The organism is Candidatus Pantoea rara, from assembly GCF_051136265.1.
Taxonomy (GTDB): Bacteria; Pseudomonadota; Gammaproteobacteria; order Enterobacterales; family Enterobacteriaceae; genus Pantoea; species Pantoea rara.
Map to the genome: position 1 here is coordinate 3,402,749 of NZ_CP194942.1, position 13,833 is coordinate 3,416,581.

General features: G+C 58.1%; 12 protein-coding genes. 7 read left to right on the forward strand and 5 right to left on the reverse strand.

Annotation, left to right across the window (positions count from 1 at the left end; all coding sequences use genetic code 11):
• Positions 1 to 46: 46 nt before the first annotated feature.
• From urtB to urtE, 4 genes are read left to right on the forward strand one after another with little or no spacing between them, the layout of a single operon-like run.
• Entirely contained in the window at positions 47 to 1,612 is a 1,566-nt protein-coding gene (gene urtB / locus ACR8BF_RS16170) for an urea ABC transporter permease subunit UrtB (protein ID WP_434745276.1), read from the forward strand.
• Positions 1,612 to 2,685 (forward strand): urea ABC transporter permease subunit UrtC, encoded by a 1,074-nt coding sequence (urtC, locus tag ACR8BF_RS16175; RefSeq protein WP_434745277.1) that lies wholly within the window; start codon positions 1,612 to 1,614, stop codon positions 2,683 to 2,685. Before urtB ends, urtC begins: the two co-directional genes overlap by 1 nt.
• Positions 2,682 to 3,473, forward strand: a complete 792-nt coding sequence (urtD, locus tag ACR8BF_RS16180) for an urea ABC transporter ATP-binding protein UrtD (protein WP_179897557.1) — start codon at positions 2,682 to 2,684, stop codon at positions 3,471 to 3,473. Before urtC ends, urtD begins: the two co-directional genes overlap by 4 nt.
• Position 3,474: 1 nt before the next feature.
• Positions 3,475 to 4,173, forward strand: coding sequence for an urea ABC transporter ATP-binding subunit UrtE (urtE, locus tag ACR8BF_RS16185; RefSeq protein ID WP_313697610.1), 699 nt, complete (start codon positions 3,475 to 3,477; stop codon positions 4,171 to 4,173).
• A 7-nt stretch (positions 4,174 to 4,180) separates the two neighbouring features.
• Here the strand turns inward: urtE and ACR8BF_RS16190 are convergent, their stop codons facing one another.
• The 3 genes from ACR8BF_RS16190 to rbsK are packed head-to-tail and all read right to left on the reverse strand — an operon-like array spanning position 4,181 to position 7,443.
• Positions 4,181 to 5,194: an aldose 1-epimerase family protein gene (locus tag ACR8BF_RS16190; protein ID WP_434745278.1), complete on the reverse strand. Its 1,014-nt coding sequence runs from the start codon at positions 5,192 to 5,194 to the stop codon at positions 4,181 to 4,183.
• Entirely contained in the window at positions 5,191 to 6,516 is a 1,326-nt protein-coding gene (fucP, locus tag ACR8BF_RS16195; RefSeq protein ID WP_179897551.1) for an L-fucose:H+ symporter permease, read from the reverse strand. Before fucP ends, ACR8BF_RS16190 begins: the two co-directional genes overlap by 4 nt.
• Before the next feature lie 9 nt (positions 6,517 to 6,525).
• Complete coding sequence (rbsK, locus tag ACR8BF_RS16200; protein ID WP_434745279.1) at positions 6,526 to 7,443, reverse strand: ribokinase; 918 nt, start codon at positions 7,441 to 7,443, stop codon at positions 6,526 to 6,528.
• A gap of 369 nt (positions 7,444 to 7,812) precedes the next feature.
• On the opposite strand from rbsK, the gene deoR reads away from it, so the two are divergent.
• Positions 7,813 to 8,577 (forward strand): DNA-binding transcriptional repressor DeoR, encoded by a 765-nt coding sequence (deoR, locus tag ACR8BF_RS16205; protein ID WP_313697617.1) that lies wholly within the window; start codon positions 7,813 to 7,815, stop codon positions 8,575 to 8,577.
• Positions 8,578 to 8,767: 190 nt separating this feature from the next.
• Positions 8,768 to 10,435 (forward strand): energy-dependent translational throttle protein EttA, encoded by a 1,668-nt coding sequence (ettA, locus tag ACR8BF_RS16210; protein WP_179897546.1) that lies wholly within the window; start codon positions 8,768 to 8,770, stop codon positions 10,433 to 10,435.
• A 45-nt stretch (positions 10,436 to 10,480) separates the two neighbouring features.
• On the opposite strand, the gene ACR8BF_RS16215 is transcribed toward ettA, so the two are convergent.
• The gene (locus ACR8BF_RS16215; protein ID WP_292985284.1) at positions 10,481 to 11,377 is read right to left on the reverse strand and encodes a LysR family transcriptional regulator; all 897 of its coding nucleotides are present in this window, start codon (positions 11,375 to 11,377) and stop codon (positions 10,481 to 10,483) included.
• 95 nt (positions 11,378 to 11,472) lie between these two features.
• Here ACR8BF_RS16215 and ACR8BF_RS16220 point away from each other — a divergent pair, with 95 nt between their 5' ends.
• A complete protein-coding gene (locus tag ACR8BF_RS16220) occupies positions 11,473 to 12,474 on the forward strand; it encodes a zinc-binding alcohol dehydrogenase family protein (protein ID WP_179897542.1) in 1,002 nt (333 codons plus the stop codon).
• Positions 12,475 to 12,519: 45 nt separating this feature from the next.
• Here ACR8BF_RS16220 and nadR read toward each other — a convergent pair whose 3' ends face one another.
• Positions 12,520 to 13,761 (reverse strand): multifunctional transcriptional regulator/nicotinamide-nucleotide adenylyltransferase/ribosylnicotinamide kinase NadR, encoded by a 1,242-nt coding sequence (nadR, locus tag ACR8BF_RS16225; RefSeq protein WP_179897540.1) that lies wholly within the window; start codon positions 13,759 to 13,761, stop codon positions 12,520 to 12,522.
• Positions 13,762 to 13,833 lie beyond the last annotated feature (72 nt).

A 13,833-nucleotide genomic window follows, 5' to 3' on the forward strand; every position in this document is an offset into this window, starting at 1 on the left:
CGGTCATCAGGCTGCCGTGCTGACCTCCCCAAACGAGGCTCTTTTTATGAATCTATGTCGCTGCCTTTTCAGCCTGCTCCTGCTGCTGCCGCTACTGGCCAGCGCCGGACCGGCGGCAGACTTTGCCGCCGCCAGCCGCAGCCAGCAGGCTACGCTGCTGCAACAGTGGGCCGCCGCGCCGGACGGTCATCGCCTGCCGCTGCTGGAAGCGCTGAATGCCGAAACCGTGGTCATCGACCAGAACAAACAGCCGTTCAGCCAGCAGGGTTCAACGCTGCAGCCGCTGGATGCGGTGGCAAAGCCCACGGGCAGTCTGAAAAAGCTGTTTATGAACAATCGTCTGCGTGTTCTGGTGAATAACGCGCTGGCCGCTCACCAGCTGGTGAGCAGTGATGTTGCCCTGCGTTTGCGCGCGGCACAGTTGCTGCAAAATGAGGGTGCCGCCGACCAGCTGCCGCTGCTGGAACAGCGCCTGGCCGCCGAACAGGACAGCCGCGTTCACGCCGCATTAGCGCTGGCGCTGGCGAATCTGCAACTGGCGGATAGCGAGCCGATGGTGCGTCTCCGGGCGGTGAAACTGCTGGGTGAGTCCAGCGATCCGAATACGCAGGCCAGCCTGCAACGCCTGACTCAGACTGAGAATGAGCCGGACGCCACGGTGCGGGCAGCAGCAGCGGAAAGCCTGCAACAGATTCAGAAACGGCTGATGTGGGGCGATCTGCTGGGACAGGCATTTAGCGGCCTGTCGCTGGGATCCATTCTGCTGCTGGCCGCGCTGGGCCTGGCGATCACTTATGGCCTGCTGGGGGTGATCAACATGGCGCACGGTGAAATGCTGATGCTTGGCGCGTACGCCACCTGGTGGGTACAGAGCCTGTTTCAGCAGTTTGCACCGGACTATTTAGCCTGGTATCCGCTGCTGGCGCTGCCGGTCGCCTTTATGGTCACCGCCGCCATCGGCATGACGCTGGAACGCGCCATCATCCGCCATCTTTATGGCCGTCCGCTGGAGACGCTGCTCGCCACCTGGGGAATCAGCCTGATGCTGATCCAGCTGGTGCGGGTGCTGTTCGGGGCGCAAAACCTGGAGGTGGCGAATCCGTCGTGGCTCTCAGGAGGCTTACAGCTGCTGCCCAATCTGGTGCTGCCGTGGAACCGCATCGCAGTGATTCTGTTTGTCGTGTTTGTGCTGGCGCTCACCTGGCTGCTGCTGAACCGGACCCGCCTTGGCATGAACGTGCGTGCCGTGACTCAGAACCGCGCCATGGCTGAGTGCTGCGGCGTGCCAACCGGCCGCGTCGATATGCTGGCATTTGGCCTCGGCTCGGGCATTGCCGGGCTGGGCGGCGTGGCGCTGTCGCAACTCGGTAATGTCGGACCGGAACTGGGCCAGGGCTACATCATCGACTCGTTCCTGGTGGTGGTGCTGGGTGGCGTCGGCCAGCTGGCGGGCACCGTGGTTGCCGCGTTCAGCCTGGGCATTCTGAACAAAGTGCTGGAGCCGCAGATTGGCGCGGTGCTGGGTAAGATCCTGATTCTGGTCATTATCGTGCTGTTTATTCAGAAACGTCCGCAGGGACTGTTTGCGGTTAAAGGAAGGGTGACTGACTGATGACGCAACCCATCACGCTTCGCGTGGCGCGCACCGTGCCGCGCCTGACGATCAGCATCGGCCTGGCGATTACCCTGGCGTTACTGGTGATGCCGTTTCTGGCGCTGCTGCCCGCCACGCATCCGCTGGCGATCTCTACTTATACCCTGACGCTGGTCGGCAAAATCCTCTGCTACGCGGTGGTTGCCGTGGCGCTGGATCTGGTGTGGGGCTACGCCGGACTGCTGTCGCTGGGCCACGGTCTGTTTTTTGCCCTCGGCGGTTATGCCATGGGCATGTACCTGATGCGCCAGGCCGCAGGCGAAGGCTTGCCCGCCTTTATGTCTTTTCTTTCCTGGCGTGAGCTGCCCTGGTTCTGGACCGGCACCGAATACTTCGCCTGGGCGCTCTGTCTGAGTATGCTGGTGCCGGGCCTGCTGGCGCTGCTGTTTGGCTTCTTCGCCTTTCGCTCGAAGATCAAAGGCGTCTACTTCTCCATCATGACTCAGGCGCTGACCTACGCCGGGATGCTGCTGTTTTTCCGTAATGAAACCGGGTTTGGCGGCAACAACGGCTTTACTGGCTTTACCACCCTGCTCGGCTTTTCGGTGACGGCGACCGGTACCCGCATCGGGCTGTTTATCGCCACGGTGCTGCTGTTGCTGCTGAGCCTGGTGATCGGCTTCGCCCTGGCGCGCAGCAAGTTTGGCCGGGTGCTGACTGCGGTGCGGGATGCTGAAAACCGTCTGATGTTCTGTGGTTACGATCCGCGCGGCTTCAAGCTGTTTGTCTGGACGCTCTCCGCCGTGCTGTGCGGCCTGGCCGGAGCGCTCTATGTGCCACAGGTCGGCATTATCAATCCGGGCGAGATGTCACCAGCCAACTCAATAGAAGCGGCGATTTGGGTGGCGCTGGGTGGACGCGGCACGCTGATCGGCCCGCTGCTGGGCGCGGCGATTGTGAACGGCGCACGCAGCTTCTTCACCGTCGCCTTTCCTGAATACTGGCTGTTTTTCCTGGGACTGATGTTTATCCTGGTAACGCTGTTTCTGCCGCACGGCGTGATCGGCCTGCTGCGCCGGAGGAAAAAATGAGTGATGCCCTGTTTACCCAACCCCAGCTGGCGGATCGCCATCGGGCGCAGCGCGATCCCGTTCTGCAACTGGAGAAGATCAGCGTCTCGTTTGACGGCTTCCGGGCACTGACCGATCTTTCGCTGCAGATCGGCGTCGGTGAACTGCGCTGCGTGATCGGCCCCAACGGTGCGGGCAAAACCACGCTGATGGATGTGATCACCGGCAAAACCCGTCCCGACGCAGGCCGGGTGATCTACGACCAGGACAGCGATTTAACGCGTCTTTCGCCGGTAGAGATCGCCCGCGCCGGGATTGGCCGTAAGTTTCAGAAGCCTACGGTATTTGAAGCATTAACCGTGTTCGAAAATCTGGAGATTGCGCTCAAAGCCGATAAATCGGTCTGGGCCAGCCTCCGCGCCCGCCTCAGCAGCGAACAGCGCGATCGGATTGATGAAGTGCTGAAATTGCTGCGGCTGGGTGGCGAACGCCAGCGCCGTGCGGGCCTGTTGTCGCACGGCCAGAAGCAGTTTCTGGAGATTGGCATGCTGCTGGTGCAGGAGCCGCATCTGCTGCTGCTGGATGAACCGGCGGCAGGCATGACTGACGCAGAGACGGCCTACACCGCTGAGCTGTTCCGCAGCCTGGCGGGCAAACATTCACTGATGGTGGTGGAGCATGATATGGGCTTTGTCGAGACCATCGCCGATCATGTCACGGTGCTGCATCAGGGGCAGGTGCTGGCCGAGGGTTCGCTGCGCGAGGTGCAGGCCAGTGAGCAGGTTATCGACGTTTATCTGGGGCGCTAAAATGTTACAGGTTACTGAACTGAATCAATATTATGGCGGCAGTCACATTCTGCGTGGCCTGTCGTTTGAGGTGAAAATTGGTGAAATCACCTGCCTGCTGGGGCGCAATGGCGTGGGGAAAACCACGTTGCTGAAGTGCCTGATGGGGCTAATCCCGGCGAAGTCGGGCGAGATTCAGTGGCAGCAGCAGCGGATGAATGGCCGCAAGCCGCACCAGCGGGTGCAGGCGGGCATCGCCTGGGTGCCGCAGGGACGGGAAATCTTTCCGCGTCTGACGGTGGAAGAAAACCTGCTGATGGGCCTGTCACGCTTTCCGGCTGCGCAGGCGCGTGAAGTGCCGGAAGAGATCTATCAGCTCTTCCCGGTACTGCTGGCGATGAAGTCACGCCGGGGCGGCGATCTCTCTGGCGGGCAGCAGCAGCAACTGGCGATCGGCCGGGCGCTGGCCTGTCGGCCACAGCTGTTGATCCTCGATGAGCCGACCGAAGGGATCCAGCCTTCGGTGATCAAAGAGATCGGCGCGGTCATCCGCCAGCTGGCACAGCGGGGAGATATGGCGATCCTGCTGGTGGAGCAGTTTTATGACTTCGCGGCAGAACTGGCGGACAGCTATCTGGTGATGTCGCGCGGTGAAATCGTGCAGCGTGGCCGCGGCGACACCATGGAAGCAGAGGGTGTGCGCGGCCTGGTGGCGATTTAATCTTCACTCACAGCAAACCGGTTTCCACGGAGAAATGCCGCGGTTCGCCGCTCGCCAGGGTGATCAGCGTGCCAGCCTGCTGTGCGGCAAGAAAGCCCTCTGGCCGACAGGTAGCGGGCAGAATATAAGCCGCCACCTGCTGGTCATGGTTGTGCAGCAGCCAGCGGGTAGCGTGCGGGAACTGCGCGGTAGAGAAGCGCGTCATCAACGCATAGCCCTGGGGCGAATGCAGCTCAAACTGGGCTTCACCACCATACTGCGGCAGATCGTCTGCGAAGAAGACGATCTCCGGATCGCAGAGTTGCGGCTGATCGAGCTGTTGTAACGCCTGTGGATCGCGCGCCAGTTGATCCGTGTAATCCCGCCAGGCAGGCGTCGGTCGCAGGTGCGCCGGGATCGAACGACGCAGCTGGAATGCCCCTTCGGGGATCGACTGCCGGAAGCGTCCCTGATCGATCCACGCGCTGTTGAGGTGACACATATACTGCAACGGCATTGGTGCACCGGCCAGATTGGTCACCGTCATCTCTATCGTCAGACGGGGCTGATCGGCCTGAATGCGGACGGCGGGTGCCGCAAGGTAGTGATGACCGAAGCCTTTAACATATTCACACTCCCCTTCCAGCGACAGCCTCTGATCGTCCAGCACCAGCCAGGCGCTATCCATGCGGGCGCAGGCCATCTCACCGTGCAGCGGATGATTGTCCTCTGGCGCGGGGCAGCCGTTCGCCAGCAGCCCCGAATGAAAGGCAAAACAGCCATAGGTATCGATGATCGAATTCGCGGGCAGCGGCTGCTTAAAGCTGTGGCCCATGGTCAGGTTATGATCGTCAAACTTCACGTCCCAGATCATCTGCCCGAGAAACGGCAGCACGGTCACGCTACCGCGCCGGTTATGAATGCGTACCGCCTCGATGCCCGCCGGGTAGCGAAACAGCTCAACCCGGAAGTCATCGCTCTCTAACAGTACCCACGGCGTGGCGTGAAACTGATCACGCGCTAAGGGTAAACGGGTTCTCATGGTAACTCCTCCACCAGACGACCGGCCGCAGCCGGCTGTTTTTTATGGCGCAGTTCGCCATAGAAGTAGAATCCGACCCAGGCGAAGCAGAGCAGCGAGACACCAAACGCCAGCTGCATTGAGCCCAGCGTGTCAGACATCAGACCCTGCAGCGCCGGGACAAAGGCCGCGCCGACAATCGCCATCACGATAAACGCGCCTGCCACTTCAGTGTATTTATTCTCGACCGTCGCCAGCGTGCCGGCGTAGATCGTTGCCCAGCAGGGGCCAAACAGCACGCTGACAAAGACGGCGGCGTAGACGGCGGTAAAGTTCGGCACCAGCATCACATAGGCCAGCGTCAGTACGCCCAGCACCGAATAGGCGATCAGCACCTTCTCGGCACGGAAGCGGGTCATCAGGAAGTTCGCCACGAACTTGCCGATAAAGAAGCAGACAAAGCTGTAGATCATAAAGTTAGAGGCATGACGTTCATTGGCCGCCCCCAGCGTCAGCGCCAGACGAATGGTAAATGACCAGACGGCCACCTGCATGCCAACATAGAGGAACTGGGTCACAATGCCGCGTTTAAAGTGACGATTAGCAGCCAGATAGCGGAAGGTCTCGCCCAGTGACGGCCGGGATTTCTCATTACTCTCAGGTTTGCAGCGCGGATAGCGGGTGAACATAAACAGCAGCATCACAACCACCAGCACCATCACCAGATATTTGTAAGGCTCAAGCGTGTGCTCCAGCATCGTCAGGCGGAACGCATGCGCCTGCTCTGCCGTCATGGTCGCCATCTGACTCTCCAGACTATCGCCGTCCTGAAACACCAGATATTTACCCAGCACAATCCCCATCAGCGCACCAATCGGGTAGAAGGTCTGGCTGACGTTGAGACGGAGCGTGGCGTGATCACGATGGCCAATCATTGAGCTGTAGGTGTTGGCTGCGGTTTCCAGAAAGCTCAGGCCGATGGCGATGGCAAAGATCGCCGCGAGGAACATGGTATAGGTCGCCATGTGCGAAGCGGGATAAAAGGCGATACAGCCAGCAATGTAGAGCGCCAGACCGATCATAATCGCCATCTTGTAACTGGTTTTGCGGATCACCAGCGAGGCAGGGATCGCAATCAGAAAATAGCCGCCATAAAAGGCGCTCTGCACCAGCGCACTGGCAAAGTCGCTCAGGGCGAATACGCTTTTAAACTGGGTGATCAGGATATCGTTGAGACTCGCCGCACAGCCCCAGAGCGGAAAGAGGCACGACAGCAGAATGAACTGGAACAGCGGCGTTTTATTCAGATAGCCATCAGATTGCTGAACAATTTTCTGTTGCATAGCAGAACCTTAGTTACGGTTGAGAAAACGCTGAAACGCCTCTGCGTCGGGATAAGCACACTGGGTGCCACGCCCGGTAACGCTGCAGGCGGCATACGCAGAAGCCTGTGTCATGGCGGCGGCCACATCGCCGGTTTCCACCAGCAGATACGCAAAACAGCCGATAAAGGCATCACCTGCGCCGCTGGTGTCGACCGCCTGAACAGGCGTCGCGGCCACGCGATGCACCCTGTCGCCGCTCATCCAGACCGATCCCCGGCTGCCCAGGGTGATGATCAGATTTTTAAGGCCGCGCTTAAGCAGCGATTGTCCGGCCAGGATCACCTCTTCATCAGTGCTGACCGGCAGGCCGGTGAGGATCTCCAGCTCGGTTTCGTTCGGCATAAAGAAGTCGCATTTGCAGGCGTATTGAATATCCAGCGTGGCAACGGCCGGTGCCGGATTCAGGATCACGTTGATCTGATGCTGGCGGGCAAAATCGATAGCGTAATAGACCGTTTCGAGCGGGATCTCCAGCTGCAGGATGATCAGCTCACAGGTTTTCAGCGCCTCTGCAGCGTCGTCGATATCAGCTGGTTTCAGCTGCTGGTTGGCCCCTTTGATAATCAGAATGCGGTTCTGCGACTGGTCATCGACAAAAATCGGTGCCACGCCGCTGGAGGTGCCCGGAGCGGTGGTAACAAAGCGCGTGTCCACGCCCTGCTGCTGCAGATTAGCCACGGTGTTCGGCGCAAAAAGATCGTCGCCGACCTTGCTGACCATCATCACGTTGCCACCCATTTTTGCTGCCGCAACCGCCTGGTTAGCCCCTTTACCGCCGCAGCCAATGGCAAAATCGGGCGCTTCAAGGGTTTCGCCCGCTTTCGGCAGGCTGTTGGTATAGGTAATCAGATCGACCATGTTTGAGCCGATGACCGCAATTGTCATGACCATTTCTCCCGGATGTTTTCAAATTTCAAATGTTATTAAAGTAACAATAACCTTTCTTAAAGGTTAAATATGTGACAAAAACCACATCCTGAAACGGTTAAATTCGGGGATAAACGGCATTAAAGGCGATTTAAAGTGTTACTATTATAACAAGATAACATCATGGACCGTGGCGATTGTGGGGCGTGATCGCCTGTGGTGTGGCCGCACGGCGGAGGTTTGCGGCCCTTACAGATTGCGGGTAAGATTGACTACCAGCCTGGCGGATGAGACGCAACTCATTCAAATCTGTGAGGTTTGTAGCGTATTGACGCCGATTCCGGCGTTTTTGCTCCGCACTGCAGGATAGGTAACAAAGAGATGACCATGGAAACCCGGCGCGACGAACGCATTCATAAGCTGACGCAGGCACTTAAACGCACCGACAAACTGCACCTCAAAGATGCGGCGCAGTTGCTGGGTGTCTCAGAGATGACGGTTCGCCGCGACTTAACCGAGCCGGGTTCCAGCGTGGTCCTGCTGGGTGGCTACATCGTCAGCGACCCGAAAAGTCATGCTGGCCACTATTTCGTCAGCGATCAGCATGGGCAGAATGCCGCCAGAAAACAGCGACTGGCGCAGGCAGCGGCCAGCCTGATTAACGAGAACGATACGGTCTTTTTCGACTGTGGCACTACCCTGCCCTATATCGTTGATGCCATTCCCGACACGCTGTCATTTACCGCCATCTGTTGCGCCATGAACACCTTTCTGACGCTGAAAGAGAAACCGGCCTGTCACGTCATCCTTAGCGGCGGTGAGTTTCATGCCGACAATGCGCTGTTTACGCCGATTGGCGTGCACACCCTCCTTGACGATCTCTGTCCGACGCTGGCCTTTATCTCGGCCGCCGGCATCGACAAAGATCAGGGGGCAACCTGCTACAACACCAATGAGCTAATGATGAAACATCACGCCATACTGCGCGCCCGAAAATCCGTACTGGTGGCTGACAGCAGTAAATATGGCAAAGTGCTGCCCGCCCGCATTGCCGGGCTGCAGCGCTTCGATCTGCTGGTGAGTGACAGCGCGCCCGATCAGGCGTTGCAGAACTGGCTGGCCCAGCAGGGGATACCGCTTCGCCTGCCCTGAGGCCTGCCTCTTCCTGATCATCTGACACGTCTGATGATGTTGCGTGCAAATCAGACAGTTATCCCACACATTGTCGGGCGTCCTTCCCTTCAGGACATTATTCGCCGCCCTCCGGCTGGGATTAAACGGTGAAAAAGGCTAAACTTCGACATCATTCCAACGACCAACAGACCCAGAGGCTCAATCCAACGTGGCTCAATTCGTCTATAGCATGCATCGCGTCGGCAAAGTGGTTCCGCCGAAGCGACATATCCTGAAAAACATCTCACTCAGCTTCTTCCCTGGCGCAAAAATCGGCGTGCTTGGTCTGAATGGTGCGGGTAAATCTACCCTGCTGCGCATCATGGCCGGCATCGATAAAGATATCGAAGGGGAAGCGCGCCCGCAGCCAGGTATTAAGATTGGCTACCTGCCGCAGGAGCCGCAGCTTAACCTTGAACACACCGTGCGTGAGTCGGTTGAAGAAGCGCTGTCAGAAGTGGTTGGCGCACTGAAACGTCTCGACGAAGTTTATGCGCTCTATGCCGAAGAAGGTGCAGACTTCGACAAGCTGGCCGCCGAGCAGGGCCGTCTGGAAGAAATCATCCAGGCGCACGATGGTCACAACCTGAACACCCAGCTGGAACGTGCTGCCGATGCGCTGCGCCTGCCAGACTGGGACGCGAAAATCGCCACCCTCTCCGGTGGTGAACGTCGCCGCGTCGCCCTGTGCCGCCTGTTGCTGGAAAAACCAGACATGCTGCTGCTTGACGAACCGACGAACCACCTGGACGCCGAATCTGTCGCCTGGCTGGAACGCTTCCTGCACGACTTCGAAGGCACCGTCGTCGCGATTACGCATGACCGTTACTTCCTGGATAACGTGGCAGGCTGGATTCTGGAACTCGACCGCGGTGAAGGGATTCCGTGGGAAGGCAACTACTCCTCCTGGCTGGAGCAGAAAGATGCACGTCTGGCGCAGGAAGCCTCTTCTGAAGCCGCGCGTCGCAAGTCGATTGAGAAAGAGCTGGAGTGGGTGCGCAAAGGGCCAAAAGGCCAGCAGTCTAAAGGCAAAGCCCGTCTGGCACGCTTTGAAGAGCTGAACAACACCGACTACCAGAAGCGTAACGAAACTAACGAACTGTTCATTCCGCCGGGTGCCCGTCTGGGTGACAAAGTGCTGGAAGTGAGCCATCTGCGTAAGTCCTATGGCGACCGTGTACTGATTGACGATCTGTCGTTCTCCGTGCCAAAAGGCGCGATTGTTGGGATTATCGGTCCAAACGGCGCGGGTAAATCGACGCTGTTCCGCATGATGTCTGGTCAGGAACAACCTGATTCCGGCGAGATTGTACTGGGTGAAACCGTGAAGCTGGCCTCCGTGGATCAGTTCCGTGACAGCATGGACAATTCCAAAACTGTGTGGGAAGAGGTTTCCGGCGGTCAGGACATCATGCGCATCGGTAACACCGAGATGCCAAGCCGCGCCTATGTCGGCCGCTTTAACTTTAAAGGCGTCGATCAGGGCAAACGCGTTGGCGAACTGTCGGGTGGTGAGCGTGGTCGTCTGCACCTCGCGAAGCTGCTGCAGGTTGGCGGCAACATGCTGCTGCTTGATGAACCCACCAACGACCTGGACATTGAAACCCTGCGCGCGCTGGAAAACGCCCTGCTGGAGTTCCCGGGCTGTGCGATGGTGATCTCGCATGACCGCTGGTTCCTGGACCGTATCGCCACGCACATTCTGGATTACCAGGATGAAGGTAATATCGAATTCTTCGAAGGTAACTTTACCGAATACGAAGAGTACAAGAAGCGTACTCTCGGCGCCGACGCACTGGAGCCGAAACGCATCAAGTACAAACGTATGACGAAGTAATTGCACAAACGGGCGGCAGCGATGCCGCCTTTTTTTATGGCTCTATCAGCGATAAAACTCGCTGAACACCGGAGACTGCAGCGCGAACTCAATAAAGCGCGCCAGTGCAGGTGAGTTCAGCTTACGACCCGGATAGACCAGCCACAGCTCATTTCCCTCGGCTTCCCACTCCGGCAGCACCGGCACCAGCCGGGGATCCGCCAGCGGCCCATCGGTCAGAAAGTGCGGCAGCAGTGTAATGCCCGCATCGCCCAGCGCAGCTTCGCGCGCATAGAGTAAGTTGTCAGTGAGATGGCCTGGCGGCAGCAGCCAGCGGTAGAACTCGTCCTCGCGCTGCAACACCCATTCATTCCAGGCGCGATGCGCAATACAGCGATGGGCCGACAGTTGCTGAGGATGAAGCAGCGGCGGATGCTGATTCAGATAGTGCTGTGACGCGACCAGCAGTCGCGGGCAGTTGCCGATTCGCCGGCCAATCAGCGAGGACTCCTGCGGCTGACCGGTGCGAAGCGCCACATCAAAGCCCTCCTGCACCAGATCGCGCATCTCATCGGAGATCGAGACATCCAGCGTTACATCAGGATAGAGACGTAAAAATTCCGCGTTACAACGCGCCAGCAAAGTGGCACCAATCCCTGCCGGACTGGTGATGCGCAGACGCCCGCTGGGGTTTTCCCGCAGACTGGCGATCGCCTGATCGGCGCGTTCACTGGCCTGCATCATCTCCTGGCAATGCAGCAGATAGCGCTCACCAGCAAAGGTCAGATTGAGCTGACGGGTGGTGCGGTTCAGCAGACGAATCCCCAGACGCTGCTCCAGCTGGCTGATGCGCTGACTGACGCTTGATTTGGGCAGACCCGCGCGTTCCGCCGCACCGGTAAAACTGCCGCACTCCGCCACCAGCGCAAACAGCGCCATATCCTGCCACTGACGAAATGCCATTGTTCACCTCAGACGAACACTCTATGAAAGATTGTCCATCTTATCACCGCTAAAACCACGTTCTACACTTAAGTCACTTACTAAGGAGAAACTTTATGTCTATTCGCGCTATCGCAGTTAATCCCGAAAATCCTGAAAACTTCACTGAAATTTTCCCTGAAACCCCAACGCCAGGTGAGTATGACCTGCGGGTTGAAGTCAAAGCCGCGTCAGTTAACCCGGTTGATACCAAGGTTCATAAAGGGGCGAAGAAAAACGGCATACAACAGCCACGCATCCTCGGCTGGGATGCCAGCGGTGTCGTACTGGAAGTGGGCAGTAAAGTCAGTAATTTTAAGCCTGGCGATGAAGTCTTCTATGCTGGCGATCTGACCCGTCCTGGCAGTAACAGCACCGAGCAGCTGGTGGATTCACGCATCACCGGTCACAAGCCTGAGAGCCTGGACTGGGCGCAGTCGGCCGCGATCCCGCTGACGGCGCTGACCGCCTGGGAAGGCCTGTTTGAGCGACTGAACCTCGAAACAGCAACGGAAGATCAGACCCTGCTGATCGTGGGCGGCGCGGGCGGTGTCGGATCGCTGGCGATCCCACTGGCGAAGCTGCGCAGTAAGGTAAAGATCATTGCGACCGCCTCGCGTGAAGATTCCGCCCAGTGGTGCCGCGATCGCGGCGCCGATCTGGTGATCAACTACAAAGATATGCCTGGTGAGCTGGAGAAACAGGGCATTAAGCAGGTCGATTATATCTTCTGCCTGAATGATACCGATGGTCACTGGGAGACGATGGCGAAGCTGATCGCGCCGCAGGGTCATATCTGCACCATCGTGGAAAACGAACATCCGCTGTCGATGGATCAGCTGAAGCTGAAGAGCGCTGCCCTGCACTTCGAGCTGATGTACACCCGCAGCATGTTCAACACGCCGGATATGGCGCGTCAGGGCGAGATTCTGGATGCGGTATCGGCATTGCTGGATGAAGGTAAGCTGCAAACCACACTGAGCGAGACGCTGCACGGCTTAAGCGTTGAGACCTTAACCGCCGCCCATCAGCGCGTGCTGGAAGGCCACATGCGCGGCAAAGTGGTGATGGTCTATTAATGCACTGACCCGGCTGCCCTGCGGCAGACCGGATCAAAGCCTGCGTTACGGCTGGGCGTTTTTCTCGCCCAGCATCCCTTTTACCAGCTCGATGCAACGCAGGAAGCGGGCGTCGTAATCGTCTTCCTGCACGTGCAGGAATTCGATGTTGTTTTCACGCAGCATTGTCACCAGCATCGACTGAAACTCCCGTCGATCCACTGAACTGCCCAGGCTGCGCAATCCATCCGCGACCCAGGGCACGTTGTTCTCCAGCAGAATCACCAGATCAAAGCGATATTCATCGATCAGAGCCTGAACAAAAGGATGTTCACGCCCTTCATATTTCAGACAAAACGCCTGCGTGGTCACAAAGTCGGTGTCGATAAACGCCACTTTATTCGCGTATTTGACAGCGAAGTCGATGTACTGCGCCTGCCCCAGCGCGATTTTGTCGTAATCAGAATATTGCAGCGCCATTTCGTCACCGCCCAGGTGGGAGAAGACATAGTCGCGGCCATATTCCCAGGCACTGGTGGTGTTGAAGATGTTGGCGAGTTTATTCACCAGGGTCGATTTACCGCTCGATTCTCCACCGAGGATCGCCACGGTGCGCACAAAGAAGGGTTTCACTTCCGTAGGAATGTAATCCCAGAAGCGGAACGGATCCTGACGAATCTGCGCGCCACTGATGCTCATAAAGGATCGGTTGGGATCGACCAGTACGGTCTGAATGCCCAGATGCTGCTGATACATCTCCGCATCGGGCGCTTCGCTGGTGTAGATGCAGTCCGGCGCAATACCGTGCTCACTGAGGAAGGCGCTGACACCTTCACTCCAGACATCCCAGCCGTGTGGATAGGGTTCAATCCCCTCCTCGTCAAAGGCGTGAATGCGGATATTTTTCTGATATTTAAAGGTCTGCAGCAGCCAGCGCAGGCGGTCGCTGACCGTGGGCTGTTGTGACATCGCGCTGTTCTCAAACAGTTCGCGGTCACGCGGCTCGTCATAACCCATGATGATATGCAGCTCATCGACCTGGCTACAGGCGCGCTGAATCAGATAGATGTGGCCGGTGTGCAGCGGATAGAACTTGCCAAATACCACGCCCACGGTTTTATCGCGGCGAGGAAACTCCAGCCCCAGAAAGCGGTGCAGCGCTTCCAGCTTTTGCGCGCTGGGGCTTTTGATTTTGGCATTAAGTAACTGGCTCAGATAGCCTTTGGTCATGCCGCTGGCATCAGCGACCTGTTGCAGCGTATGGCCCTGCTGGCGAATGGCCGTTTTCAGATAATCAAATGACGACATGTCGTGCCTCCTGCATCAATGCGGTTAAGGTGGGGGCGGCCTGTCAGCGGCTTTCCGCTGACAGGCCGCAGG